The organism is Mesorhizobium sp. M0140 (assembly GCF_040322475.1).
Taxonomy (GTDB): domain Bacteria; phylum Pseudomonadota; class Alphaproteobacteria; order Rhizobiales; family Rhizobiaceae; genus Mesorhizobium.
The window spans coordinates 75,467-100,978 of the sequence record NZ_JAMYTM010000003.1 but is presented as its reverse complement, the minus strand read 5'-3'; the positions used below and the strand labels follow the sequence as shown (position 1 = coordinate 100,978).

Annotated in this window: 29 protein-coding genes and 1 pseudogene; 11 read left to right on the top strand and 19 right to left on the bottom strand. The window is 63.4% G+C overall.

Annotation, left to right across the window (positions count from 1 at the left end):
* Window position 1: 1 nt before the first annotated feature.
* Together NKJ37_RS04205 and NKJ37_RS04200 are read right to left on the bottom strand one after the other, a co-directional pair.
* The gene (locus NKJ37_RS04205; RefSeq protein ID WP_352772858.1) at window positions 2-808 is read right to left on the bottom strand and encodes a class I SAM-dependent methyltransferase; all 807 of its coding nucleotides are present in this window, start codon (window positions 806-808) and stop codon (window positions 2-4) included.
* Between the two features lie 158 nt (window positions 809-966).
* Complete coding sequence (locus NKJ37_RS04200; RefSeq protein ID WP_352554509.1) at window positions 967-1,884, bottom strand: polyprenyl synthetase family protein; 918 nt, start codon at window positions 1,882-1,884, stop codon at window positions 967-969.
* Between the two features lie 78 nt (window positions 1,885-1,962).
* On the opposite strand from NKJ37_RS04200, the gene NKJ37_RS04195 reads away from it, so the two are divergent.
* From NKJ37_RS04195 to NKJ37_RS04185, 3 genes are all read left to right on the top strand, one after another.
* Window positions 1,963-2,724: a transglycosylase domain-containing protein gene (locus tag NKJ37_RS04195; RefSeq protein ID WP_031213164.1), complete on the top strand. Its 762-nt coding sequence runs from the start codon at window positions 1,963-1,965 to the stop codon at window positions 2,722-2,724.
* Window positions 2,725-2,864: 140 nt separating this feature from the next.
* The gene (gene rpmF, locus NKJ37_RS04190) at window positions 2,865-3,047 is read left to right on the top strand and encodes a 50S ribosomal protein L32 (RefSeq protein ID WP_008834724.1); all 183 of its coding nucleotides are present in this window, start codon (window positions 2,865-2,867) and stop codon (window positions 3,045-3,047) included.
* 239 nt (window positions 3,048-3,286) lie between these two features.
* Window positions 3,287-3,688 (top strand): hypothetical protein, encoded by a 402-nt coding sequence (locus NKJ37_RS04185; protein ID WP_127296853.1) that lies wholly within the window; start codon window positions 3,287-3,289, stop codon window positions 3,686-3,688.
* A gap of 109 nt (window positions 3,689-3,797) precedes the next feature.
* On the opposite strand, the gene NKJ37_RS04180 is transcribed toward NKJ37_RS04185, so the two are convergent.
* The 3 genes from NKJ37_RS04180 to NKJ37_RS04170 form a co-directional block, all read right to left on the bottom strand.
* Entirely contained in the window at window positions 3,798-4,229 is a 432-nt protein-coding gene (locus tag NKJ37_RS04180; protein WP_023810947.1) for a GlcG/HbpS family heme-binding protein, read from the bottom strand.
* A 164-nt stretch (window positions 4,230-4,393) separates the two neighbouring features.
* Window positions 4,394-4,627 (bottom strand): hypothetical protein, encoded by a 234-nt coding sequence (locus tag NKJ37_RS04175; protein WP_027037125.1) that lies wholly within the window; start codon window positions 4,625-4,627, stop codon window positions 4,394-4,396.
* A gap of 78 nt (window positions 4,628-4,705) precedes the next feature.
* On the bottom strand, window positions 4,706-5,227 hold the full coding sequence (locus NKJ37_RS04170; RefSeq protein ID WP_352772855.1) for a winged helix-turn-helix transcriptional regulator: 522 nt from the start codon (window positions 5,225-5,227) through the stop codon (window positions 4,706-4,708).
* A 99-nt stretch (window positions 5,228-5,326) separates the two neighbouring features.
* Between NKJ37_RS04170 and NKJ37_RS04165 the strand changes: the two genes are divergently transcribed.
* Window positions 5,327-6,163: an alpha/beta fold hydrolase gene (locus tag NKJ37_RS04165; protein ID WP_352772852.1), complete on the top strand. Its 837-nt coding sequence runs from the start codon at window positions 5,327-5,329 to the stop codon at window positions 6,161-6,163.
* Between the two features lie 103 nt (window positions 6,164-6,266).
* Window positions 6,267-6,922 (top strand): annotated as a pseudogene (locus tag NKJ37_RS04160) (glutathione S-transferase family protein).
* A gap of 84 nt (window positions 6,923-7,006) precedes the next feature.
* On the opposite strand, the gene NKJ37_RS04155 reads toward NKJ37_RS04160, so the two are convergent.
* From NKJ37_RS04155 to NKJ37_RS04145, 3 genes are all read right to left on the bottom strand, one after another.
* The gene (locus NKJ37_RS04155) at window positions 7,007-7,270 is read right to left on the bottom strand and encodes an ArsR/SmtB family transcription factor (RefSeq protein WP_013529232.1); all 264 of its coding nucleotides are present in this window, start codon (window positions 7,268-7,270) and stop codon (window positions 7,007-7,009) included.
* A 32-nt stretch (window positions 7,271-7,302) separates the two neighbouring features.
* Window positions 7,303-8,550, bottom strand: a complete 1,248-nt coding sequence (locus tag NKJ37_RS04150) for an MFS transporter (protein WP_352772850.1) — start codon at window positions 8,548-8,550, stop codon at window positions 7,303-7,305.
* Window positions 8,551-8,640: 90 nt separating this feature from the next.
* Window positions 8,641-8,835 carry a DUF1192 domain-containing protein gene (locus NKJ37_RS04145; protein WP_352554508.1) on the bottom strand — a complete coding sequence of 65 codons (195 nt, stop codon included), beginning with the start codon at window positions 8,833-8,835 and terminating at the stop codon, window positions 8,641-8,643.
* Window positions 8,836-8,958: 123 nt separating this feature from the next.
* On the opposite strand from NKJ37_RS04145, the gene NKJ37_RS04140 reads away from it, so the two are divergent.
* The 4 genes from NKJ37_RS04140 (at window position 8,959) to NKJ37_RS04125 (ending at window position 12,242) form a co-directional block, all read left to right on the top strand.
* Window positions 8,959-9,969 (top strand): NAD(P)H-quinone oxidoreductase, encoded by a 1,011-nt coding sequence (locus tag NKJ37_RS04140; RefSeq protein ID WP_032909131.1) that lies wholly within the window; start codon window positions 8,959-8,961, stop codon window positions 9,967-9,969.
* Between the two features lie 204 nt (window positions 9,970-10,173).
* On the top strand, window positions 10,174-10,314 hold the full coding sequence (locus NKJ37_RS04135; protein WP_013529236.1) for a DUF1127 domain-containing protein: 141 nt from the start codon (window positions 10,174-10,176) through the stop codon (window positions 10,312-10,314).
* Between the two features lie 277 nt (window positions 10,315-10,591).
* Window positions 10,592-11,239: a hypothetical protein gene (locus tag NKJ37_RS04130; RefSeq protein ID WP_023810956.1), complete on the top strand. Its 648-nt coding sequence runs from the start codon at window positions 10,592-10,594 to the stop codon at window positions 11,237-11,239.
* 307 nt (window positions 11,240-11,546) lie between these two features.
* The gene (locus NKJ37_RS04125; RefSeq protein WP_023810957.1) at window positions 11,547-12,242 is read left to right on the top strand and encodes a DUF1013 domain-containing protein; all 696 of its coding nucleotides are present in this window, start codon (window positions 11,547-11,549) and stop codon (window positions 12,240-12,242) included.
* Between the two features lie 59 nt (window positions 12,243-12,301).
* On the opposite strand, the gene NKJ37_RS04120 is transcribed toward NKJ37_RS04125, so the two are convergent.
* The 4 genes from NKJ37_RS04120 to NKJ37_RS04105 all read right to left on the bottom strand — a co-directional run bounded on the left by NKJ37_RS04120 (window position 12,302) and on the right by NKJ37_RS04105 (window position 14,473).
* Entirely contained in the window at window positions 12,302-13,021 is a 720-nt protein-coding gene (locus NKJ37_RS04120; RefSeq protein WP_352772847.1) for a helix-turn-helix transcriptional regulator, read from the bottom strand.
* 125 nt (window positions 13,022-13,146) lie between these two features.
* A complete protein-coding gene (locus tag NKJ37_RS04115) occupies window positions 13,147-13,554 on the bottom strand; it encodes a hypothetical protein (RefSeq protein WP_023810958.1) in 408 nt (135 codons plus the stop codon).
* 72 nt (window positions 13,555-13,626) lie between these two features.
* On the bottom strand, window positions 13,627-14,217 hold the full coding sequence (locus NKJ37_RS04110) for a DJ-1/PfpI family protein (RefSeq protein ID WP_023810959.1): 591 nt from the start codon (window positions 14,215-14,217) through the stop codon (window positions 13,627-13,629).
* An 88-nt stretch (window positions 14,218-14,305) separates the two neighbouring features.
* Entirely contained in the window at window positions 14,306-14,473 is a 168-nt protein-coding gene (locus NKJ37_RS04105) for a hypothetical protein (protein WP_023810960.1), read from the bottom strand.
* A gap of 313 nt (window positions 14,474-14,786) precedes the next feature.
* Here NKJ37_RS04105 and NKJ37_RS04100 point away from each other — a divergent pair, with 313 nt between their 5' ends.
* Window positions 14,787-15,734, top strand: coding sequence for a ring-cleaving dioxygenase (locus tag NKJ37_RS04100; protein ID WP_352442021.1), 948 nt, complete (start codon window positions 14,787-14,789; stop codon window positions 15,732-15,734).
* A gap of 117 nt (window positions 15,735-15,851) precedes the next feature.
* Window positions 15,852-16,013: a hypothetical protein gene (locus NKJ37_RS04095; RefSeq protein WP_023810961.1), complete on the top strand. Its 162-nt coding sequence runs from the start codon at window positions 15,852-15,854 to the stop codon at window positions 16,011-16,013.
* Here the strand turns inward: NKJ37_RS04095 and NKJ37_RS04090 are convergent.
* The 7 genes from NKJ37_RS04090 to tkt all read right to left on the bottom strand — a co-directional run bounded on the left by NKJ37_RS04090 (window position 15,981) and on the right by tkt (window position 25,483).
* The gene (locus NKJ37_RS04090) at window positions 15,981-16,748 is read right to left on the bottom strand and encodes an SGNH/GDSL hydrolase family protein (RefSeq protein WP_352442022.1); all 768 of its coding nucleotides are present in this window, start codon (window positions 16,746-16,748) and stop codon (window positions 15,981-15,983) included. The two genes, NKJ37_RS04095 and NKJ37_RS04090, sit on opposite strands and share 33 nt — an antisense overlap.
* 62 nt (window positions 16,749-16,810) lie before the next feature.
* Complete coding sequence (locus NKJ37_RS04085) at window positions 16,811-17,551, bottom strand: DUF899 domain-containing protein (RefSeq protein ID WP_127296844.1); 741 nt, start codon at window positions 17,549-17,551, stop codon at window positions 16,811-16,813.
* A gap of 165 nt (window positions 17,552-17,716) precedes the next feature.
* Window positions 17,717-18,742, bottom strand: coding sequence for a class I fructose-bisphosphate aldolase (locus NKJ37_RS04080; RefSeq protein ID WP_352442024.1), 1,026 nt, complete (start codon window positions 18,740-18,742; stop codon window positions 17,717-17,719).
* A 134-nt stretch (window positions 18,743-18,876) separates the two neighbouring features.
* Window positions 18,877-20,073, bottom strand: a complete 1,197-nt coding sequence (locus tag NKJ37_RS04075; protein WP_352442025.1) for a phosphoglycerate kinase — start codon at window positions 20,071-20,073, stop codon at window positions 18,877-18,879.
* 145 nt (window positions 20,074-20,218) lie between these two features.
* Entirely contained in the window at window positions 20,219-22,108 is a 1,890-nt protein-coding gene (locus tag NKJ37_RS04070) for a potassium/proton antiporter (protein ID WP_352442026.1), read from the bottom strand.
* A gap of 218 nt (window positions 22,109-22,326) precedes the next feature.
* Window positions 22,327-23,337: a type I glyceraldehyde-3-phosphate dehydrogenase gene (gap, locus tag NKJ37_RS04065; RefSeq protein WP_128305873.1), complete on the bottom strand. Its 1,011-nt coding sequence runs from the start codon at window positions 23,335-23,337 to the stop codon at window positions 22,327-22,329.
* Between the two features lie 154 nt (window positions 23,338-23,491).
* A complete protein-coding gene (tkt, locus tag NKJ37_RS04060; protein ID WP_352772842.1) occupies window positions 23,492-25,483 on the bottom strand; it encodes a transketolase in 1,992 nt (663 codons plus the stop codon).
* Between the last annotated feature and the right edge of the window lie 29 nt (window positions 25,484-25,512).

Sequence of the window (25,512 nt, the reverse complement as noted above, 5' to 3'; positions counted from 1 at the left end):
CCTAGGCCGCATCCACGACGAGGGCGCGGATGCGGCCACTCACCGAGCCTTCCCCGAACCGTTTCCCAAGGGCATTTGCCACGTATCGCGTCGTCTCCTCCAGCGAGCCGCCGCGCGCCTCGATCTCAGCCCGCAGGGGCGTGCCCTGGCAATAGGCCGCGGCCGCCTCATATGGCGAGGAAGCGGCGCTGACGGCATCCAGCGGCTCTATGGTGATGTCACGGAAGCCGGCGGCATGCAGGTCGGCGCGGATGGCGTCTGCATCGTGATAGCCATGCGGCGTCCTCGCCATGAAGCGAGGCGGATCGGCCGGAAAGAAATGGCCGAGTGCCCGCGTCACTTCCTCGGCGAACTCATTGTCTTCGATGGCACCCCAGACGTTGAACAGGAAATGCCCGCCCGGCCGCATCACCCGCCGCGCTTGTCCGTAGGCGCCCACTCGATCGGGGAAGAACATCGCGCCAAATTGGCAGACCACGGCGTCGAACCGGGCGTCCTCGAAGGGCAGTGCCTGGGCGTCGGCCTGCTGCCAGATGATACGAGGATCGTCCGCCATCCGCGTGCGCGCGTGGTCGAGCATCGGCTGGTTGAGGTCGGTGGCCACGATGCGTGTTTGCGCCGGCAATCTTGCTGCCAGCGCACGCGTCACCACACCGGTGCCCGCCGCCACTTCGAGCACCGATTGCGGCCCGAGCTTCGACACTCTCTCCGCCAGATCCTGCGCATAGGGCTCGAAGATCAGCGGCACCATCGCCCGGTCGTAGACTTCGGGAATGGAACCGGTGAACAGCTTGTCGGTGGTCGACATGGCATCCCTCCAACTCTATCCGCACCGCGTGCTTGCCGTGCGGTGGCAAAGCGATGTCGATCCTCTGCCTCGGCAGGCTTCCGCTCAAGCTCTATTTCAGAACCGGCCGGCGGGGACGTGCGTGCGTCGATCAGCTCGATGTTCCGGCTGGCACAACCTCAGCTGTTACGCGCCGCCACGAACGTCGCCGCTTCCTTCAGCAATTGGGCATCGTCGCCATAGGGCTCAAGCAGTGCATGGGCCTGTTCGACGAGGCCGTGAAGCTGGCCGCGTGCCCAATTCGCACCATGCAAGGCCACCAGCGTCGCCTTGCCGGCGGCGGCGTCCTTGCCGGTCGCCTTGCCCATCTGGCTGGCATCGGCGGTCAAATCGAGCAGGTCGTCGGCAAGCTGGAAGGCAAGACCGATCGCCGAGCCGAATTCGGCCAGCCGCTCGCGGTCATCGGCCGGAGCGCCGGCGATGAGGGCACCTGCCTCGCAGGCAAAGCGGATCAATGCGCCGGTCTTCATCGCCTGCAGCCGGATGATGCCGGCCTCGTCCGGCGGCGTCTGTTCGGCTTCGAGGTCGAGCTTCTGGCCGCCGACCATGCCGCCGGGTCCGGCGGCGCGGGCCAGCGCCAGCACCAGGGCTGCCCGCCGCTCCGCCGGCAGGGCGGTCGCCTCGCCAGCGATGATGTCGAAGGCCAGCGTCAGCAAGGCATCGCCAGCCAGGATGGCGGTCGCCTCGTCGAAGGCTCTGTGCACGGTCGGCTGGCCGCGGCGCAGATCATCGTCGTCCATGGCGGGCAGATCGTCGTGGATCAGCGAATAGCAATGCACGCATTCAAGTGCGGCGGCGACACGCAGTGCCGCCTCGCCATCGGCGGAAAAAAGGGCTGCACTTTCCATGACCAGGAAAGGCCGCAGGCGCTTGCCGCCGTTCAGCACGCCGTGGCGCATGGCCGCCATCAGCCGGGCGGGCCGGGCGATCTCGCCGGAAAGCGCGCGGTCGTCGAGCAGCCGCCGCAGCAGCACCTCGACGGCTGCCGCCCGTCTGATCAGCGCCATTTCGAACGCCATTTGGTCGTCATTCGTCATGGCCCGGACCGGTAGCCGACACTCAGACGTTGCGCAAGAAGCCAAGCGCCATTATGCCGGGGCAGGGAGAAGCACGGGTTGGGCGGCTTGGCGGAACCGATCGTCGATCATGAAACCGAAAGACTGGACATGGCGACGAGATCGCGGGGCGTAAACCGCCGTGGTCTCAAGCGCTGGGTCCGGCGCGGCATCGTCGTGGCCGCGGTGCTGGCTTTGATTCCGGTCGTGCTGACGTTTCTGTATCTGCCATTCTTCGTGCATCCTGTCTCGACGCTGATGCTGAAGGACCTGGCGACGTTCTCCGGTTACGATCGCCGCTGGGTGTCGATCGACGACGTGTCGCCGGTGCTGGCCAATTCCGTCATCATGTCGGAGGACGGGCAGTTCTGCTTTCATCGTGGCGTCGATCTCGGCGAGCTGAGGGGCGTCGTCGACGACGCGCTGGCCGGCGAAGCGACGCGCGGCGCCTCGACCATCACCATGCAGACGGTCAAGAACCTGTTTCTCTGGTCGCGGCCGCTGGGCTCGGTGCGCAAGGTGGTCGAATTGCCGCTGGCCGTCTATTTCGATGCGGTGATGTCGAAACGGCGCATTATGGAAATCTACCTCAACATCGCCGAGTGGGGGCCGGGCATCTACGGCATCGAGGCTGCGGCACAGCACCATTTCGGCGTTTCGGCAAAACAGCTGTCGCGACGGCAGGCCGCCTTGCTTGCGGTCTCCTTGCCAAATCCGATTGCCCGCAATCCGGCCAAACCCGGGCCTGGCTTGAGGCGGCTCGCCAATCTGATCGAGCGGCGCGCCGGCCGCTCCGGCGCCTATGTCGGTTGTCTCCGCTAGCCGATCCAAAAAAATTCGCGCCAGTGCTGGCCAAAACGGCACAGGGCGTGTATAGGCACCCGACTTTCTCAGATTTAGGCCCCGACATGGCCCTTTCACGAGGGCGGGCGGGGCTTTTGACCATGTAGTGGAGCATATCCATGGCCGTTCCGAAACGAAAAACCTCTCCGTCCAAGCGCGGCATGCGCCGCTCGGCCGACGCCCTCAAGGCCCCGACCTATGTCGAGGACAAGAATTCCGGCGAAATGCGCCGTCCGCACCATATCGACCTGAAGACCGGCATGTATCGCGGTCGCCAGGTGTTGACCCCCAAGGAAAGCTGAGACCAGCTTTTTCAAAGGTTTGAATTTCCAAAAGGACCGGCCGGTGGCTGGTCCTTTTGCGTTTGGGCGGGCCGGCAGCGCAGGCGTGCACCGCCGGCGTTGCAAATCCTTCGGCCGGCAACCGGCTGACATGGTTGTTGCGTGCGGTCTTCGACCGTGTTCAGCGCCGATGGCGAAACATCTTGACGACGTGGCTATGGCGCATTCTACAAAGGATCGCCCCCACATGGAGACGCCAGATGTTCGGTGCCATTCCGCTGCTGATCGTGCCTTTCGTGCTCTACAACCTCGGACTGCTGGGAATTTTCGGTAGCGGTGACGATCCGTGGGCGAGCGAGGTCTTCTCCTTCAGCATGATGTCGGGCGGCGTGTTCTCGATGACGCTGGGCGACCTGATGATACTGATCGGGCTGATCTTCCTGTTCCTCGAAATGGCGAAGTCGGTGCGCACGACCAACGCCTCGATCATGGACCATCTTCTGTCGACGCTGGTGTTCGTGGCCTTCCTGGTCGAGTTCCTGTTGGTGAAGGGCGCGGCCCATTCCGTCTTCTTCACGCTGATGGTCATCGCGCTGTTCGATGTGCTGGCCGGATTCGCGGTGTCGATGCGATCGGCCAGCCGAGACATCAATCTGAATTAGTTCCTCAGCGAAGCGATTGGCAGGAAACGCGCATCGCTTCGTCATCCCAGGGCCTCCGCGACGGAGCTTCGCTCCTGCTTCGCCCAGCGATGACCAAAGTGGAGAGGATTCAGCCCGGATCGGCGGTGAAGCCGGCGGCCTCGATGCCGGCGATGGCTGCGGCTTCGTCATTGTCCGACGTGTCGCCTGAGATGCCGACGGCGCCGATGATGGCTCCGGCCTTGTCGCGGATCAGCACGCCGCCGACCACCGGCAGCACGCGTCCGCCCGAGACGTCCGAGATGCCGGCCACCAGGTGCGGGCGCTCCTTGGCGAACGCCTCGACTTTGCGCGAGCCCATGCCGATGGCGAGCGCGCCATAGGCCTTGCCGGCCGACATTTGCGGGCGCAGGAACGAGGCGCCGTCCTGGCGCTGGAAGGCGACCAGATGCCCGCCGGCGTCGAGCACCGAGACGCCAAGCGGCTTGAGCTTGAGATCGGCGCCCTTGGCAAAGGCGGCATCGATGATTTGCCTGGCTTTTTCGAGCGGCAGTGCTGTCATGGCAATCTCCTGTTTGAAACGCGTCGATCATTGACCGTCGGCGGGCGAGATAACATCCCGGTTTGGGTTGAAATTGCTTCGCGTGAAGAGGCGGGATGGCAAGCGGCCTTCGCCCCCACCATCCAGATACGGCGTTGCCGCTTATGGGCTCCAGGCGTGGCTGGCTATTTTTTCTTGGCGCGGGCCGGCTTCTTGGCAGGTTCCGCCGGCGCATTGGCGAGGTCTTCGGCCTCCTTGGCGAGACGCAGCGCCCGCAGTTTGTTGGTCTTGGCCTGGCGGGCGTCGCTCTCGGCGACGTATTCGGCCATCGCCTTCTGGCGGACGGTTGCCGCCTCTTCCTGCTTCTTGAAGCGCAGGTCGGCTCGTGCGCGGGCAGCATCCCGAGAGTTCTCAACCAAGACCTTATCCAATCCCGTGAATTATGATTTTCCGCCTCTTCTAGCAGAGCCGGCCCCAAAACGGGAAAATAAAGTTGGTCAAGCGGCAGAGTTGGCGGCGAGAGCTTTGCTGGCAACCAGGGCTTCATAGGCGGCCTGCAAGGTCGCGCGGACAGAAGGACCCGCTGCAGTATCGAGCGGCATGCCGAGATGTTCATGGCGCAACTCGTCCATGAATTTGTCCCACATCGGCTGTCCGCCCTTTTCCAGAAGTTCGGCGCGGATCGACAGTTCTTCGCTGACCGGCAGCCAGACGCGGCCCCAGGCGCCGAGATGGGCCAGGATCGGCACCAGCGTGATCGCCATTTCGGTCAGGCTGTAGATCGCCTTCTGCTTGTGCGAGGGGTCGTCGGCCTTGGTCAGCATGCCCAGTTCCATCAGCCGCTTCAGCCGGTCGGCGAGGATGTTGGAGGCGATGCCTTCCATCGATCCGTTGAGCAGCTCGCGAAAATGACGCCTGCCGCCGAAGATCATGTCGCGAAGGATGATCAGGCTCCAGCGATCGCCGAAGACTTCCAGCGACAGGTTGATCGGACACCCGGACCGGCGATCCATGCTCATGAGATTTTTCTCCAAAACCGGTTGCATTATCGTATCGGTTTTATTATCGTGCAACCGATTGCAAAATGCAATCGGTATTGCAGGAGAGGAGGCCGAACCGTGACGACTACCGAACGCCCCGAAATCATATCCGAAACCTTTGGCGATCCGGCGAACCCGCCGCTGTTGCTGATCATGGGAGCGATGGCCTCGATGCTGTGGTGGCCGGAGGCGTTCTGCCGGAAACTGTCCGGTGCCGACCTGTTCGTGATCCGCTACGACAACCGCGACACAGGCCGTTCGACCAAATACGAGCCGGGAGAGCCGCCCTACACGTTCGATGATATGGCCGACGATGCAATGCGCGTTCTCGATGACCACGGCATCGGCAAGGCGAATGTCGTCGGCATGTCGATGGGCGGCATGATCGCGCAGCTTGTGGCGTTGAAACACCCGTCTCGTGTCGCATCGCTGACCGTCATCAGCAGCTCGCCCGTGGGAACCGACACTTCGCACCTTCCGCAGACGAGCGATGCCTATATCGAGCATTCGGCCGAGGGCGCCAAAGTCGATTGGTCGGACCGTGGCCAGGTGATCGATTTCACCGTCAGGGATGCGCGGGCGATCGCCAGCATCGCACATCCATTCGACGAGGCCCGGATGCGTGCCTTTGTCGAGCAGGATCACGACCGCTCCGGCGGCTTCCTGAGCGCGACCAACCATTTCATGCTCAAGGGCGGCGACGCCTGGAAGGGCCGCCTGCACGAGATCGCGGCGCCGCTGCTGGTCATCCATGGCACGGCTGATCCGATCTTTCCGGTCGAACATGGCGAGGCGCTGGCCGAGGCGGTCACCGGCGCGAAAATTCTCCGGATCGGAGGCGGCGGCCACGAGCTGCACCCGGACGGCTGGGAGGTGATTGTCGCAGGCATCGTCGCCCAGGCCCATGTCGCTTGAAGCGGCAAGCGGGCCTTGACGGGCCATGCTTGCCGCAGTGTCTGACCCTTGATGAGCAGCACGGCACCGGCCATCGATGAACCACGAAACAGATAAGCAAAAAATGTCCCTGACGCTTCATTTCCATCCGTTGGCCTCTTTCTGCTGGAAGCCGTTGATCGCGCTGTATGAGAACGTGACGCCGTTCACGCCAGTCATCGTCGATCTTGGCGATGCTGAATCGCGCGGGGCCTTCCTGAAGATTTCGCCGGCCGGCAAGATGCCGGCGCTGCGCGACGATGCGCGCGACCGCACGGTGCTGGAATCGACCATCGTTGTCGAATATCTGGCCGCGCATTATCCGGGGCCGATCGACCTCGTTCCCGCCGACATCGACCTGGCGCTGGCCGTCCGCCAGGCCGATCGCTTCTATGATTTTATGTGCAGGAGCCGATGCAGAAGATCGTCGGCGACCGGTTGCGGCCACAGGACAAGACCGACCCGTTCGGCGTCGAGCAGGCCCGCGACCAGTTGCGCAATTCCTACGCCATCATCGAACAAGACATGCAGTCGAAGATCTGGGCGATGGGCGACACCTTCACCATGGCCGATTGCGCGGCGTCCCCGGCGCTGTTCTATGCCAACAAGGTCGAGCCGTTCGGCGACAAATACCCGGCCGTGAAGCGCTATCACGACCGGCTGGTGCACCGGCCGGCTTTCGCCCGGGTGATCGAGGAGGCGCAGCCCTACTTCAAGTTCTTCCCCTACAATAATGGCTGATCGGGATGCTGCACGATCTCGCCCCAGACGCTCGCCGATACGGTCGGTCAACTGACCGAGCCGCTGGCAATGGCACTGAGAAGCTCAGGCTTCCCAGAACTGATCGAGCCAGATGTTGAGTTTGAGGAAGCCGGTGCCGCTCACCGTATAGACGCGCCTTGTTCCTTCCGGCTTGGCGTGGACCAGGCCGGCATCGAGCAGCACTTTCAGATGCTGCGAAACGGCTGGGCGCGACACCGGCAAGCCGGCGGCCAGTTCGGTGACGGTTTTCGGGCCGCGGCGAAGTTCTTCCAGAAGATGGCGCCGGTTGGGATCGGCAATCGCCATGAAGGCGTCGGAAAACATCATGCCTGTATTAGTGCGGCAAAGCCTTTCGAATCTCAACCGTCTGCTTCTGCTTTTCTTCTGGGATCAAGCCGCAATGCTTCCGGCGTCACCGAACGGTCGGCCGGCTGCGTCTTGAAGGCGTCACGATCCCCGATCGGCACCGGCGCGCGGCGGCTGATGCGCAGCAGCGTGTAGCCCGCCAGGCAGAGATGCGCCAAGGCGGTCGCCAGGAACAGACCTTCCGGGCGCATCCAGCCCATCAAAGCGGCGGCGAGCAAGGGTCCAATCATCGTGCCGAAGCCGTAGAGCAGCAGCAGGCCGCCCGACACCTTGACGAAATCCTCCGAGCGCGCGTGGTCGTTGGCATGCGCCACGGCGATCGAATAGAGCGTGTAGGCGAAGGCGCCATAGGCTGCGGTGAAGACGATGACGAAGATGCCGGAGCGTGGCTCGAACAGGAAGATCATGAGCGCGAACAAGGCCGCGCCGAAAGCAGCGCCCGCCAGCACGAAACGCCGGTCGGTCTTGTCGGACATGCGCCCGGCGGGAAGCTGCATGGCGGCACCGGCAACGACCACAAGGCTCATCATCAGGGCGATCTCGGCCGTGGAGATGCCGATACGGGCGCCGTAGACCGCGCCAAGCGTGCCCCAGGCCCCGTTGGCGATGCCGATCAACACGCAGGCGACCGCCGAAACCGGCGAATTGGCATAAAGGCCTTTGACGTCGAGCGAGACATCCTGCAGCGGCTTGGGGTGGGAGGCGGTCGAGACCGCGGTCGGAATGAGCGACAGGCAAAACAGGATGCCGGTGATCATGAACAGCGACGCCGATTTCACGTCGCCGCCGGCGACGATCATCTGCCCGCCCATGATCGAGGCATAGGTGACCATCATGTAGAGGCCGAAGACGGTGCCGCGATTCTCGTTGGTGGCCTTCTCGTTCAGCCAGCTTTCGATGACCATGAAGGCGCCGGCCATGGTGAAGCCGGTGAAGGCGCGCAGCAGGATCCAAACATATTCGTCGATGATCAGGCCGGTGAGCAGCGCCACGATGGCGCCCGACGCGGCAAAGGCGCCGAAGGCGCGCACGTGGCCCGCGCGGCGCACGATGCGCGGCGCAAAGAAGCAGCCGGTGACGAAGCCGCCGGCCCAGGCCGTGCCCATCAGGCCGAGCGATGCGGTCGAGAAGCCTTCCAGCTGACCGCGCAGGGGCAGCAGCAGCCCGTGCAATCCAGACGCCGCCAGCAGGAAGGCGGTGCCGCGAAGCAGCGAGAGGATCGGACGGTAGGTTGCGAACATTGTTTGATCCGGCTCGAGTTTGGCGGGGACGCTGGGTCTGAAGACAGTCGCATTCGGGCTTTTCGGCGGCGGGCTTTAGCGCCCGCGCACCTATCCGCGACGGAACAGCGCCTCGGCGGCGGATTTGGTGTTGTCCTTGGCCTTGAGCTCGGCCTCCAGCCTGGCGATCTCGGCGCGCAGGATGCCGATCCGCTCGGTCAAGTCGCTGACGGAAAGCAGTGACAGGTCCTGCCCGATCTCGTGCGGGCGCGCCTTCTTCTTGGGTTCGTCGTCGAAGATCGCCATCGTCGCTCCTCCTCCGCCAAGACCAGATTGGCCATTTGCCTGATTTGGCAATCAGCATACATAGGGCAGGGGCGTCGATGCAAACAGCCGATCGGATAACGGCGAGGAAAGACGGGAAATCTCATGGCGAGCGGACAGAAAATTCCGGCAAGGATGACGGCCATCGCGATCTCGGAGCCGGGTGGCCCTCGGGTGCTGAAGCCGGAAACACGCGACGTGCCGCAGCCCGGGCCCGGCGAGATCCTGATCAAGGTGCATGCGGCCGGCGTCAACCGGCCCGACGTCCAGCAACGCAAAGGCGCCTATCCGCCACCACCCGGCGCATCCGACCTGCCGGGCCTCGAGGCGTCGGGTGAAGTGGCGGCCCTTGGCGACGACATATCACGCTGGCGCATTGGCGACCGCGTCTGTGCACTGACGCCCGGCGGCGGCTATGCCGAATATGTCAAGGTCCATGCCGGGAGCGTGCTGCCGTTGCCCGCCGGCTTCACCCATACCGAAGCCGCGGCAGTGCCGGAGAATTACTTCACCGTCTGGCACAATGTGTTCGAGCGTGGCGCCCTCAAGAAAGGCGAGACGCTGCTCGTCCATGGCGGCTCGTCCGGCATCGGCACGACAGCAATCCAGCTTGCCTCGGCCTTTGGCGCCTATGTCATCACCACCGCGGGCAGCAAGGAGAAATGCGACGCCTGCCTGAAGCTCGGCGCAGACCGGGCGATCAACTATCGCGAGGAGGATTTCGTCGCCGCAGTCAAGGAGGCGACGGGGGGCAAGGGCGCCAATGTCATCCTCGACATGGTCGGCGGCGACTATGTGGGGCGCAACTACGAGGCTGCTGCGGTTGAGGGCCGGATCGTCCAGATCGCCGTGCAGGCCGGTGCTGTCGCAAGCGCGGATTTTTCGAAGATCATGGTCAAGCGGCTTACCCACACCGGGTCGACGCTGAGGCCACGCACCGTCGAGTTCAAGGCGGCGATCGCGGCGGCGCTGGAAGCGCAGGTGTGGCCGTTGCTCGGCACGCGCAAGGTTGCTCCTGTCATGGACATGATCTTCCCGCTCAGCGAAGCATGGCGGGCGCATGAGCGGATGGAAGACGGCGAACATATCGGCAAGATCGTGCTCGACGTCGGCTAGGCCGTATCGATATTCAGGTGAACCCGGCCTGACCTGAATCTCGATACCCCCCGGGGCGTCCGTGTCACTGCCTACAAGATGAACAGAAGCTTAATGCTGCAATGCAGCATTTGCATCATTGCTATGCAAAATCAGCCATTCAAGTCCTCATCGATGACGCCTATTTGAGCACCATCGAAACGAACATCATTTTGGAGGACTACCATGAACCCGATCCGCGCTTTCCGTAACTGGCGTATGTACACCGAGACCGTCCGCGAACTGAACCGTCTCAACGCACGTCAACTCAGCGATCTCGGCATCAACCGCGCCGACATCGAAAAGATCGCCCGCAGGGCCATCTGACTTCGAGCATGGTTCGCTGTAGGGTGGCTCACCGTTTCACGGAAACGCTGAACCGCTCTAGCTCCTGCCGATGCGACTCCGGACGGAAAACCGTTTCACGCTTTTCCCGGAATTGCTCTAAGGAGCGGACCTTGCCGTAGAAGCAAGAGCCGGAGCTGACGGTTTTGCCGTCGCCGGTTCCGAGCCCGCTGGACCCCGTCCGGCGGGTTTTGTCTTTTTGGGGCCATCAACCGCATGCGCTCGACAGCAATCTGAGGTTGACCTTCAACGGCCGCCCTTGCGCAAGGGAGGCCGCCAGCCGCGCCTCTGCGGGGTCGATCGAGAAACCTACTTCGACAAGTGGTTCAACTACAATGGACGGTGGACGCTCACCCAACTCTACGATCATGCCGTGACCGATCCGGTACCGCTCTCAATGGATTTCGTCAGTGCCAACAATCTGGACCCATACGATTCTGATGGCCTGCGCGCCACGAGCGAGACCGGCATCTGGTTCACCTATGTGCCGGACATGGACGGCTACGTAACGGTTTTCTGGCTATCGGACCGCGTAACCTATCGCCTGTTCAGACAATACCATCCGCGCGATGCGGACGGCTGGGCGAATGGTTGGCTCTCGGTGGAAGGGGTTGTCGGCATCTGGACGAACAATTCATTCGCAGGTCGCGACTACGTCGAAATTTCGAGCAGCAACGGCAATGCGCACGACACGCTACAAGCGAGCGGGGTCCTTTTCATTCACAACAGTACATACCCCGTCCAGGCAGGAAAACCGGTCCATGTGCTGATCGGAACGCGGTCGAAAATCTTTAGTGTTTGCGACGGAACGGGCATCAACTTGGGGGCCGGCGTTGTCGCGCGAATTGATCACCCCATTTCCATCTTCACGCGAGCGGGGCTGGAGCCATATTCGCCGTTCTACTGAACCTGGATGACAACTGGGCCGCTACCGTTTCGAGGCATTCGACCTCGGGTAAGGTGGAGCTGTCGGGCCGATACCGACAGGCCGGAAAGCCGACGCGCGATTTTTTGCGCCATCCGTCGAACAAGGGACGGCCGCGCTCCGGGCGATCTGACGGTCTTGGGACCGCGCAGCGCACGCGGTGCGGTCTTGGCTCCAAAAACGTTGCGAAACGACCCGAGAGCGGTTATACAGACCGCGAATTTCCCATTTTGGTGGCTCTAAACCACCGCCCGCGCGGGAACGCGGGCGAACGAGAAGGATTTGTAAAATGGCCAATACGCTGCTGATGCCCAAGGCGACCGCTGTCTGGCTGGTCGACAATACCGCACTTTCCTTCGAGCAGATCGCGCAGTTCTGCGGGCTGCACCCGCTCGAGGTCAAGGCAATCGCCGACGGTGAATCGGCGCAAGGCATCAAGGGCATGGACCCGATCATGACCGGACAGCTGACCCGCGACGAGATCGCCCGTGCCGAGAAGGACCCGAACCAGCGCCTGAAGCTTTCGGACCCCAAGGTCCGGGTGCCCGAATCCAAGCGCAAGGGGCCGCGCTACACGCCGCTGTCGAAGCGCCAGGACCGGCCGAACGCGATTCTGTGGCTGGTGCGCAACCATCCCGAGCTCAAGGACGCGCAGATCTCGCGCCTCGTCGGCACCACCAAGTCGACGATCGAACAGATCCGTGAGCGCAAGCACTGGAATTCGGCCAATCTGCAGCCGATGGATCCTGTCACGTTGGGCCTCGCCTCGCAGATCGACCTCGACATGGAAGTCAATCGCGCCTCGCGCGGCCGCGAACAGGCGCAGCCGGTCGGCGACACGCTGCTGCCGGCGGCCTTGACCGAGCGGCTGGTGCCGGCTCCCGAGAAGCCCAAGGACGAGGATGCCGAACTCGACGCCAACGCCGTGTTCGCCAAGCTTTCGGCCTTGAAGTCGAAGAACACGGACAATGACGACGACGAGTGAGGTTGTCTGACATTCTAATAAAAGCCCGCTTCGAGCGGGCTTTTTATTGGGTCAACAACTCAGCTGCGCGCCGCGCGATCCGGCGCCATGCCATAATCTTCGCTGCGCTCCACCGCGCGGTAGAAGTCGGCAAGCTGCTTGCAGCGCTCGGGCTTGAAGATGCGGCCAGCGATGACCACGGAGGCGATGCGATCGATGCGGAAGGCGCGAAAATCGTCGCGCATCTCGCACCAGGCGACCAGCGTCCACACCTTGCCCCAAAACCACAGGCCGAGCGGGCGGATATCGCGGGCGGTGCCGCGGCCGGCCTCGTCGGAATAGTCGATGGTCAGCACCTGCCGTTTTTCGACCGCGCGCTCGATCAGGTCAATCGCCTCGCGAGCAGCGTCGCTGACCACCCACATCGGTGTGTGGATCTCAGTGCGGGCGATGCGGTCTTTCTCGGCATCGGGCAATACGGCGCCGATCTTGACCAGCGCCTCGTCGGCGGCCCTCGCCATGGCGGCACCGCCAAAGGCGCGCACCATGCGGGCGCCGGCGACCAGCGCGACGATCTCGTCACGCGTGAACATCAGCGGCGGAAGGTCGAAACCCTCCCTCATCATATAGCCAACGCCGGCCTCGCCGTCGATCGGCACTCCGGTCGACTGCAAATCGGCAATGTCGCGATAGATGGTTCGCTCGGAAACTTCGAGCCACGTGCCGAGCTTCTGGGCAGTGACCAGTCGGCCACCGCGCAGATGCTGCACGATCTGGAAGAGCCTGTCGGCGCGGCGCATCGTATGGTCCCTCGGCGTTGTCTCTATGCATGTCGCCCGAAACCGGTCCACCTCTGGGTGGCATGCATCGTGTTTTCGCGCATGCCGCTATCCCAAAACCGCAGAACACTTTTGGGCGGCATGTATCATGGCTTCAGCCCTTCGCGCTTGCGCTGCGCGGCGACGAACTCCGCGCCGAAGGACAGTTTCTTCGTCGTCGGTGTTTTCGCATCGAGCACGCGCCAGAATGGTGCCACGCCACTCAGCGTCATACCGCGCTGGAGGTCCTCGTTGGCGGCTTCGGCAACAGTGCGCAGATGATAGCCTATGGTGACCGGGCATGTCACTTCGGCGCCATGCTCTATGGCAAGTGCTGTACGCAGCGCACGCATATCCATCTCGACGCCTTCGGGAATCGAGCGGATGAAATCATCGACCTGGCGCGCCGTCGGCACCAGCATAGGCTGGCCTTCGACGACATCGGCCATCGTGCGCGGCGTCGGCCTCACGCCGTTGATGCCTGGTGTGCTCAGTCTGTCGTTCCAACTCTTCATCGATCGTCCTTTAACGCCAATGCGCAGTGTCCGAAGCTGGCACCATTGCACGCCCCTCCTGACAGCATACTGTCAGGAGGCTTCAGCGTACTCCTTGGCGAACAGCGTCCGCATCTGTGCGAGATCGCTGCCTCTTTCGGGGTAGAGCGCCTTCAGAAAGGCGAGTGCGAAGGTGCCTGGTGCCGAGCCCGGTGCGGAAACGATGTTGCCGTCGGCTACGGCATGCGGCACATCCTCGTAGTTCTCGGCACCGGCATAACCGGCTTCATGACCCTTGATCCACTCGCGGCCATTGCTGGTATGCCTGGCCTTCTCGAAAAGGCCGGCTCGGGCCAGCGCCAGCGTGCCGGCGCAGATGCCGCCGACCACGCCGCCGCGCGATGCAATGGCGGCAAGCAGGTCGCCTACATCAGGCGGTGCCTTGCCCGTCCACCGGTCGGAACCAATGACGGCAATGGCATAGAGATCGGCATTCTCGCCGGCGCCTGTTGCGCGATCGGGGATCAGCCGAAAGCCGCTAATGCCCGTCACCTGCTTGCCATCAGGCGTCAGCGACACGGCACGGGCGCCGAACCATTCGACCGCCGAGGCCGCCAGCAGCCCATACTCCCAGTCAGCGAAGCCTTCGATGAAAAGGAAACCGATTGTCTTTTGTTCGGGCATAAGCGCGCTCCGCGTGTCGACCTGTTACCCTGCTTGTTATCTGGGCGTTGACGCGCCCACATCCAATCGCCGGGTCGAAAAATTGGCTTCAATTGCCGCGAGAGCCACGGTCGGCGTACATGTCGGGCCAGCCGATATCCTTGCGAATGTCCGCCGGCAGCGAGTTCATGAACCGCTGGGTGCGGATCTCGTTGCGCATCGTCCGGATCTTGCCGACATAGTGCTGCATGCCGCGCAGAATGGTGTAACCGTTCATGGCTAAGTCTCCTCTCTCTGTGTAGAGGCACTATCGCATACCCCTCCTGACAGCAGTCTGTCAGGAGGATGTCAGGGCGCGAGACAATAGTTGCGGCCGGTGCGCGCGCCGCAGGCAAGGCATCGCTTCTCGCCGCATCGAGCGGTGCCTCAAGGCAGGTTTGCGACGTCCGATTGTTCATGGCGACGACGTTGTTTTCGGCGCCGCTGTTCAGCGTCCGGCGACGGACTGTCGGAATACGAGGCCTTCAGCGAGGTGACCGCAGGTCTGATATGAAGGGAGAAAATTCTTCCCCAACAGCAGGGAGACGACGATGAGCTTGCAACTGACAGGTATCCACCATCTGACCGCCATCACCGCCAATGCGCCTGGCAATCTTCATTTCTACACCAAGGTGCTGGGTCTGCGGCTGGTCAAGAAGACCGTAAACCAGGACGACACCTCGGCCTACCACCTCTTCTATGCCGACGGCGAAGCGACGCCGGGCACCGACCTTACCTTCTTCGACTGGCCGGTCGGCCGCGAGCGGCGCGGCACGCACAGCATCGTGCGGACCAGCCTCAGGGTCGGCAGCCGGGAGAGCCTTGCCTGGTGGAAGCAACACTTGACCGATGAAGGCCTGGCAACAGGAGAGGTCGCCGACATCGGCGGTTATGCGTCGTTGGACTTCGAAGATCCCGAGGGCCAGCGTCTGCGCCTGGTCCGCGATGGCGGCAAGGGCGGCAGCCATCCCTGGGCGCAAAGCCCGGTACCGGTCGAGCACCAGATACGCGGGCTCGGGCCGATCGTCATCAGCGTTCCCGACATCACCAACACCGAAGCGGTGGTGACCAAAGTGATGAACATGCGCAAGGCGCGCGACTATGTCTCGCCGGAGGGGCAGGTTCACGTCTTCGAAATGGGAGAGGGCGGGCCGGCGGCGGAGTTGCATGTCCTGGTGCAGCCGGGACTGGCGCCGGCGCGGCAAGGCGCGGGTGCGGTTCACCATGTCGCCTTCAGGGCGCCGGACCAGGAGACGCTGCATCAATGGACGGCGCGGCTGGCCGAGTTCCGGCTGCCGTCGAGCGGCGAGGTCGAGCGCTATTATTTCCGTTCGCTCTACTTCCGCGAGCCGAATGGCATCCTGTTCGAGATCGCAACCGACGGGCCGGGGTTCACCGCCGACGAGCCGCTGGAAACACTGGGGGAAAGCCTCGCCTTGCCGCCATTCCTCGAACCGAAGCGGGCTTCGATCGAGGCTGGCCTCAAGCCGCTGAAGTAGATCGTTTTCCCAGTTGCAGACGGGCGCCGCGTTCCGACCTAGGATCGCGGCGTCGTTCTTTCTCAGGCAATGAACGACGTGCTTTGACAGCCGGGCGCGTTGCTGGTCAAAGGCGGCATGACGAAATTCCTCGCCCTTGTCATCGTCGGTTTCATGGTCATTCAACTGATCAAGCCGCTCGGCTGGCCAGGCCTCAAGCGACGCGGCGATTTCTGGAAGCTGGCACTGCTCGCCATGGCCGCGATTTCACTGGCGGCCGTGCTCGGGCATTTGACGTAGGACGGCACTTGTCGTCGGTGCCCCATTGCCAAGCACCGGGCCAACCAGATGCTCGGCCCAAGCCCGGTAGCCTGCTTCCGAGGCGTGAAAGCCGTCCGAGGCAAAGCCGGCTTCCGGATTGGTGATCGGCAGGCGCGGCGCCGGCACCGCGCCGCGCTCCAGGCAAAGGCGTTCGCCCATCCGGTTCATGTCGGTGGCGCGAATCTCAAGAATTTTTCCGAGCAGCGGCGGCATGGCCGGCGCCCGGGTGAACTCCAGCACCGGCGACCATACCACGCGTGCTTCCGGCCATTTGGCGCGCAGGCCGTAGAGCAGGCCACCGAACTCCTTCTTGAAGCGCGGCACGGAGTGAAAATTCTTGGCGTCGTTGGTGCCGATGGCCAGCACGATATGCGTCCACGGATCGGCCGACAGATTGGGCAGGACATGGTCGCGGATCTGGCCCGACGTTGCCGAATTGAAGCCGGCCGCCCGCCAGCGCACGGCGCGGCCTGTGCTTTGTGAAATCAGCACGGCGAGTTGCGCGGCAAGCCCGTCTTCCGAATTGCCGATGCCGACCGACGCGGCGGAGGAATCGCCCAGCACCAGAAGCGAGATCGCCGGCGCCTTGCCTGGTATTTCGTGCATGACCGGCCCTTGCGCCGGCAGCATGCGCGTGGTGCGGCGTCGCACGCCGAGGCCTTGCCAAATATAGACCGGGAAGGCGAGCCAGGTGAGTAGGGCCGGGAAGCGCATAGCAGTACCGTAAAACGATCAGCGGCAGCCTTAGCGCATGTTTTGGTCGACGGGAACGCTCTTCAATCGCAGCAACTCGCCTGCCCCGCTTGCTTGCCCTGATATTCATCGTGCAGCCGCACCCAATCCATCAGTCCGTGATAGGGGCCGTTCTCGTTGCGGCCCTTCGGCGTCATGTCGAGATAGTCGTAGGCGCCGATCTGCGCCTCGCCGCCGCGGGCGCGCGACATGAAGGTGAGCAAGATGTCGCCGGTCTCGTCCCGGTAGAAAACGCTGGTGCCGGGAAGCTCCTTCGATGTCCGTGGACGGGTCTCGAAATTGTAGGTGGTGTCGCCGGCGGCGATCTGCTTGTCGGTGAAGGAGACCTGCATGTCGAAGTTGAAATCCGAGGCATAGGACGACACCCAGTCGAACTTCCAGCCCATGCGCTGCTTGTAAGGCAGAAGTTCCGCCAGTGGGGCGCGCGAAACCACGACCAGCGACACGTCGTGATGCCGCAGATGCTGATTGGCGCCGTCGATATGGTCGGCAAGGAATGAGCAGCCCTCGCAATGATTGACGCAGCCCGGCCCGAACATGAAGTGATAGACGATCAGCTGGCTGTTGCCGGCAAACAGGTCGGCCAGTCTCTTCGGCCCTTGCCCGGTCTCGAAGACATAGTCCTTCCGGATCTTCAGCCAGGGCAATTCACGCCGCTCAGCCGCGATCCGCTCGCGGAGCCGCGTCAGTTCCTTCTCGCGCGCCAGATGCGCCTTGTGCGCCTGGAACCAGTCTTCGCGCGAAACGACCTTGTTGCGATGCATGAACCTCTCCCTGAAGTGTCATTCCAAGGACGTTCGGGATGAGCACAACCCGACATCGCCCGAGAGGAAATAAGGACGGAGAGGCTCCGCCCCAAGCCCGGCAAGTCACAAACAAAAAACCCGGGCGCATCGGCCCGGGTTCGAAGGAGGAAGAAAGGACTGTGGTCAGGCGGCCTGTTCCAGGCTCGCCTTCCATTTTCCGAGCGCTGCCAGATGGTTCATGTGGGCGCGATGGGTGAAGGCAGCCTGACCGACGGCGACGTTCGAGGCCTTGCCGCTCCAGGCTTTCTGTGGCGCGGCCTGCAGCGCGCGACCATAGGAGAAGGTCAGCTTCCACGGGTGCGGCCCGATGGCGTTGATGGCGTTGAGGTTAGCGGTCGCCTCCTCGTCCTCCTGGCCGCCGGAGAGGAACGCGATGCCCGGCACCGCTGCCGGTACGGTTTCGCGGAACAGCTTTATAGTCTTTTCCGCGACTTCTTCAGGGCCACTCACCTTGCCTGATTTCCTGCCGGCCAGCACCATGTTCGGTTTCAGGATAGTACCTTCCAGCACGACGCGCGCCGCGTAGAGTTCGCTATAGAGCTTGAGCAAAATCACCTTGCTGATCTCGTAGCATGTGTCGATGTCGTGGGCGCCATCCATCAGCACCTCCGGTTCGACGATCGGCACGATGCCGGCTTCCTGGCAAAGAGCGGCATAGCGGGCGAGCGCATGGGCGTTGGAGCCGATCGAGGTCCCCGAAGGCACGCCTTTGGCGACATCGATGTCGATCACCGCGCGCCATTTGGCGAAGCGGGCGCCGAGCTTGTAGTAGTCGGCAAGGCGCTCGCGCAGGCCATCGAGGCCTTCGGTGATGGTGTCGCCGGGAAACCTGGCCAGCGGCTTGGCGCCTGCATCGACCTTGATGCCGGGGATGGCGCCGGCCGCCTTGATGATGTCGACCAGCGGCGTGCCGTCGGCGGCCTTCTGGCGGATCGTCTCGTCATAGAGGATGACGCCGGAGATGTAGCGGGTCATTGCCTCCCTGGTGCGGAACATCATCTCGCGGTAATCGCGGCGGCTGTCGGCTGTCGATTCGACGCCAATGACGTCGAAGCGCTTCTTGATGGTGCCCGAACTTTCGTCGGCGGCCAGCAGGCCCTTGCCATCGGCGACGATCGCAGCGGCAATGTCTTCGAGACGTTCGCTCATTGTGGCTTCTCCTGAAACGGTTGTTCCGCGCTTAACGGAAGTCTACCGCCAAAGGAATGGCATCGGAAAGCTCGAATCGATTGAAAGCCTCGGGCGGCCTTGTTCGCTCTCCGAGTGTTGATCGCCTCGGAGCCTCAGCGCTTCAAGACGTCGACGCCGGGCAGCGGCTTGCCTTCCATCCATTCCAGGAAAGCGCCGCCGGCGGTCGAGACATAGGTGAAGTCGTCGGCGACGCCGGCATGGTTGAGCGCCGCCACCGTATCGCCACCGCCGGCGACCGAGACCAGCTTGCCGGCCTTGGTGCGCGACGCCGCGTGCTTGGCAGCTGCCACCGTCGCATGATCGAAGGGCGCGATCTCGAAGGCGCCGAGCGGGCCGTTCCAGACCAGTGTCGCGGCGCGGTCGATCCATTCGCCGATGGCCGTCACGGTTTTGGCGCCGACATCGAGGATCATGCCGTCGGCCGGCACATCCGATATAGCGACGGTCTCGCAGGCCGCGCCCGCCTTGAACTCCCTGGCGACGACGCCGTCGACCGGCAGGATGATGGCGCAGCCGGCCTCGGCCGCCTCGATCATGATCTGCTTGGCGGTCGCGGCGAGATCATGCTCGCACAGCGATTTGCCGACATTGGTGCCACGCGCGGCAAGAAAGGTGTTGGCCATCCCGCCACCGATGACGAGGGCATCAACCTTCTTCACCAGGTTCATCAACAGATCGATCTTGGTCGAGACCTTGGCGCCGCCGACAATGGCGACGACCGGACGAACCGGTTTTCCCAAGCCCTTCTCCAGCGCCTCAAGCTCGGCTTGCATGGTGCGGCCGGCAAAAGCCGGCAACAGATGCGCCAGCCCCTCCGTCGAAGAATGCGCGCGGTGCGCGGCCGAGAAGGCGTCGTTGACGAAGATATCGCCATTGGCGGCGAGTTTTTCCGTGAAGGCCGGCTCGTTCTTCTCCTCGGCCTTGTAGAAGCGGGTGTTTTCGAGCAGCAGCACGTCGCCCTTGTTCATGGCGGCGACAGCGCTTCCGGCCGTGTCGCCGACGCAATCCGAGGCGAAACCGACGGGACGGCCGAGCACGTCGGCTGTCGCCCTGGCGATAGGCTCCAGCGAGAATTCGGGCGAGGGGCCATTCTTGGGGCGGCCAAAATGGGCGAGCAGGATGACCTTGGCGCCCTTGGCCGATAGCTCGGCGATAGTCGGTGCGATGCGTTCGATGCGGGTGGCATCGGTGACCTTGCCGTCGGCGACAGGCACGTTGAGGTCGACGCGCACCAGCACGCGCTTGCCGCTGATGTTGCCGATATCGTCGAGTGTCTTGAAGGCGGCCATGCGGGTTCCTTTCGCGAAAAACCGGGGGACCATACCCCGCATCGGTGACGATGCAAGGCTTAGGGCGCGCTCGAACCGAAATTTTGAAGTGGGTACGATCTTGCGCCGGCGGGGCGGATGAATGGCAGCGCTCAATAGCGGTTTGTCAGCTTTCGGTTGCTGCCTTTTCCGGCGCTGGCTCCGGGGCCGGTTTTTCGTCCGTCCGCGCCTCGGCCTCCTGCGTCTCGGTCGGCTTGCGCCAGTTGCGGATGAAGGCGGAAAGCCGATCGCCGATTTCGCCGGCGCTGAGGAAGACCGGCACCCGCGCCACCGGCGCGGTCGGCTCGAAAGACAGACCGAGGCCTATGATCTTGCCCTTGTCGTCGACGTCGCGGACGATCAGTTCTATCGGGCCGAGCAGGACGCGGTCGGCATATTCGGCATGGCCGCCGAGCCGCGCCGTGACCAGCGCGCCAACGGTGAGCTTTTGCTCCGCTTCGGTCAGGCCCGGCGTATAGGCCGCTTCCAGTTCGGCGGCTGAGCGCGCGGGGTCGACCGCGAACGCACCGAAGAAATCGGCATCCTCGGGATCGACCACGGCACGGCTGGCGAACAGCTTGTCGAGCAGGCGCGGATAGCGGTCCGGCACGAAAATATAGACCTGGTCGCCGGCGGCGAGCCGGCCCATGTCCTGGAAGCGCATCGAGCGGCCGTCGCGCAGCACCAGCGAGGGCCGTGCCCAGCGCGGGATGCGCTCGCCGCGCGCCACCGGGCTGCCGTGTGCGACCCGATAGGCGAGAAGCTCGTGATGGGCCGAGCCCGGCAGTTCCAGCTCGACCTTGTCCAGCGGTCCGAGCCGTGCCGGCACGATCAGGCCGAGGCGGCGCGCCAGCGGTCCGACCGTCCAGCCCTGGATGACCAGCGACACGAGCACGATGATGAAGGCGCTGTTGAAGATGACACGGCCGTTTTCCAGCCCGCCGAGCAGCGGGGTGATGGCGAGCAGGATCGACACCGCGCCGCGCAGGCCGACCCACGAGATGAAGGCGACTTCGGGGCGCGGCAGACGGAACGGGATCAGGCAGAGCCAGACGGCGACTGGCCGCGCCACGAACATCAGGAATAGGCCGAGCAGCACCGCCGGCACCATGATCGCCGGAAACTGCGACGGCGTCGCGAACAGGCCGAGGATGAGGAACATGATGATCTGCGCCAGCCACGACATGCCGTCCTGGAAACGCTTGAGGATGGTGACGGCTCGGATGTCGGAATTGCCGGCGATAAGGCCGGCGATATACACCGCCAGGAAGCCTGAGCCGCCAATGGCGCCGGCTGCTGCAAACACCATCAGCGACAAGGTCAGCACGAAGATCGGCAGCAGGCCGTGGTCGAGATTGAGCCGGTCGACGAGGCGCACGATGGCGAGACCGCCCAGCACGCCTACGATTGCACCGAGGCCCATATTGAGGAGGAAGCCGAGGAACAGGCTGGTGACCAGAACATTGGTCTCGGGGTTGGCGTGGGCGGCGATGATCTCTACCAGCGTGATGGTCAGGAAGATGGCGATCGGGTCGTTGGTGCCGGATTCCACCTCCAGCGTCGAGCGCACGCGTTCGCGCAGATTGATCTCGCCGGCTCGCAACAGGAAGAACACGGCCGCCGCATCTGTGGAGGCGACGGCAGCCCCGAGCAGGAAGGATTCCAGCCAGGTGAGATCGAGCAGATAATGGGCGGCGGCGCCGAACAGGCCGGTGGTCAGAATTACGCCGAAGGTCGCCAGCGACAACGCCGGGCCTGCAGCCTGCCGCAAGGCGTTGAGCGGCGTGCCGAAACCGGAATCGAACAGGATGACGGCCAGCGCCAGTGAGCCGGCAAAATAAGCGATGCGGGCGTTGTCGAACTGGATACCGAGTCCGTCGGTGCCGGTGGCGAGGCCAATGCAGAGAAACAGGAGCAGAAGAGGGGCGCCGAAGCGGAAGGCGATCAGGCTCGAAAACGCGGCGGCGACGACAAGCGCTGTGCCGACCAGCGTGACGAGATAGATCGCATGCTCCATCCTGAAATCAGCCCCTCAAATTCGTCTGTCTCCTGCTTTGCGAGAGAGTGGGGCGAAGACGTGACCAGTGCAAGGCGGCAGGGTGGCTTTTTGGCCTATGCCGCTGATTTTTGGATGTTTTGGCGTCCAGGACACAATTTGGAAAGGCGCAAGCCGCCCTCATGAAAAACGCCCGGGCAAAGCCGGGCGTTCCAAGTCTCGAAAAGAGAGTTTTGTGATCAGGCGATGGTCTTGCCGAAGGCGACCGATGTGTCGCCCATGCGGTTGGAGAAACCCCATTCATTGTCGTACCAGGACAGCACAGACACGAAGTTGCCGTCCATCACCTTGGTCTGGTCGAGCGCCATGATCGAGGAGCGCGGATCGTGGTTGAAGTCGATCGACACGTTCGGGTGATGGGTGACGCCGAGAATGCCCTTGAGCTTGCCGTTGGAGGCGGCGATCACCGCTTCGTTGATCTCCTGCACCGTGGTCGACCGCTTGGCGATGAACTTGAAATCGACGACCGAGACGTTCGGGGTCGGCACGCGGATCGAGATGCCGTCGAGCTTGCCCTTGAGGTCGGGCAGCACCAGTCCGATCGCCTTGGCGGCACCGGTCGAGGTCGGGATCTGCGACAGGGCAGCGGCGCGGGCGCGGTAGAGATCCTTGTGCATGGTGTCCAGCGTCGGCTGGTCGCCGGTGTAGGAATGGATCGTCGTCATCATGCCCTTTTCGATGCCGACCGCCTCATGCAGCACGGCTGCCAGCGGCGCCAGGCAGTTGGTGGTGCAGGACGCATTCGAGATGACGATGTGGTCCTTGGTCAGCTGGTCGTGGTTGATGCCGTAGACGACGGTGAGGTCGGCGCCTTCGGCCGGGGCCGAAACGATGACGCGCTTGGCGCCGGCGGTCAGGTGTGCGGCTGCCTTGTCGCGGGCGGTGAAGATGCCGGTGCATTCGAGCGCGATGTCGATGCCCAGTTCCTTCCACGGCAGCTGCGTCGGATCCTTGATCGCGGTGACCTTGAACGTCTCCTTGCCGACGGTGATCTGGTCGCCGGAAACCGAGACTTCATGCGGGAAGCGGCCATGCACGCTGTCGTAGCGCAAGAGATGCGCGTTGGTCTCGACCGGGCCGAGGTCGTTGACGGCGACGACGTCGATATCCTTGCGGCCGGATTCATGGATGGCGCGCAGGATGTTGCGGCCGATGCGGCCGAATCCGTTGATGGCAACTCTGACGGTCATTATTCTCTCCCTGGGAGTTGGAGGGCAGACGATGGGTCCGCAGTTTCATAGCGGCGGAAGCGGAAAGAATCCAGCCGCAGCGACGTGGATTTAAATCGATTAAGTTGGTCCAGCCCGGCGAGGCCGCCTTACGCGATTTCGCCGAACCTTGAACCTACTTGGCATGCAGGCGGGTTTCCGCCGCCTTGACCGCGGCTTCGGCGGTGATGCCGAAATGCGGATAGAGCTGCTCAATGGTGCCTGAGGCGCCAAAGCCGGTCATGCCGACGAAGATGCCGTCGGAGCCGATCAGATGATCCCAGCCCTGGCGGATGCCGGCTTCGATCGCCATCTTGATTGGCGCGTTGCCGATCGTTTTCTTGCGGTAGTCGTCGCTCTGCTGGTCGAACAGTTCGAAGCAGGGCACCGAGACGACGCGGGTGGGATGGCCGTGCTTTTCCAGCAGGTCGCGGGCGCCGAGCGCGATCTCGACCTCGGAGCCGGTGGCGAAGATCGTCACCGCCGCTTCGCCGCTGGCGGCTGCCAGCTCGTAGGCGCCCTGGCTGCTGAGATTCTCAGCAACGAATTCGTTGCGTACCGTCGGCAGGTTCTGGCGTGTCAGCGCCAGCGTCGACGGCGTCTTTTCCGACTCGAGGGCGATCTGCCAGCATTCAGCGGTTTCGACCGCGTCGGCCGGGCGGAAGACATTGTGGTTGGGAATGGCGCGCAATGCGGCCAGATGCTCGACCGGCTGGTGGGTCGGGCCGTCTTCGCCCAGACCGATGGAATCATGGGTCATGACGAAGATGGAGCGGATGCCCATCAGTGAGGCCAGCCGCATCGACGGCCGGGCATAGTCGGAGAAGCACATGAAGGTGCCGCCATAGGCGATGAGGCCGCCATGCAGAGTCAGGCCGTTGATCGCAGCCGCCATGCCATGCTCGCGGATGCCGTAGTGGACATAGCGCTGGCCATAGTCGTCCGACGTGATGTTCTTGGTCTGGCTGGTCTTGGTGTTGTTGGAGCCGGTCAGGTCGGCGGAGCCGCCGATGGTCTCGGGCACGGCGCCGTTGATGACTTCCAGCGCCATCTCGGAAGACTTGCGGGTGGCGACCTTCGGCTTGTCGGCCGACAGCTTCTTCTTGTAATCAGCGATGACGGCGTCGAAATTGGACGGCAGCTTGCCGCTGATGCGGCGCTCGAACTCGGCCTTCAGCTTGGCATCGGCCTTGGCCAGGCGGCCTTCCCAGTCTGTACGCGCCTTGACGCCGGCCTTGCCGGCGGTGCGCCAGGCGTCGAGGATGTCGGCTGGAATCTCGAAGGGCGGCGAATCCCAGTTGAAGAACTTGCGCGCGCCGGCGATTTCGTCGGCGCCCAGAGGGGAGCCGTGCGCCTTGTTGGTGCCAGCCTTCGTTGGCGCGCCGAAGCCGATGGTCGTCTTGCAGGCGATCATCGTCGGCTTGTCGGAATGGCGGGCAGCTTCGATGGCATAAGCGATGGCTTCCGGATCGGTGCCGTCGATGTGGCTGGCATTCCAGCCGGAGGCCCGGAAGCGGGCGACCTGATCGGTGTTGTCGGACAGCGAGACCGGGCCGTCGATCGAGATGTCGTTGTTGTCCCAGAAGACGATCAGCTTGTTGAGCTTGAGATGGCCGGCAAGCGCGATGGCTTCCTGGGAAACACCTTCCATCAGGCAGCCGTCGCCGGCCAGCACATAGGTGTAATGATCGACGAGATCGTTGCCGAAGGCGGCGTTCATGATGCGCTCGCCGAGCGCGAAGCCGACCGAATTGGCGAGACCCTGGCCGAGCGGGCCCGTCGTCGTCTCTATGCCGGCGGCATGGCCATATTCGGGATGGCCGGCGGTCTTCGAGCCCAACTGACGGAAGTGCTTGATCTGGTCGAGGGTCATGTCTTCGTAGCCGGTCAGATGCAGCAGCGAATAGAGCAGCATTGAGCCATGGCCGGCCGACAGGATGAAACGGTCGCGGTCGGCCCAGTGCGGGGCCTTGGGATCATATTTCAGGAAGCGCGTGAACAGCACCGTAGCGATATCGGCGCAGCCCATGGGCAGGCCTGGATGGCCGGAATTTGCCTTCTCGACGGCGTCCATGGAGAGAAAGCGGATCGCATTGGCCATCCGGTCATGTTGTTCACGCGACGTCATGGTTCCTCCAGAAGTGGGGGTTTGGGGGC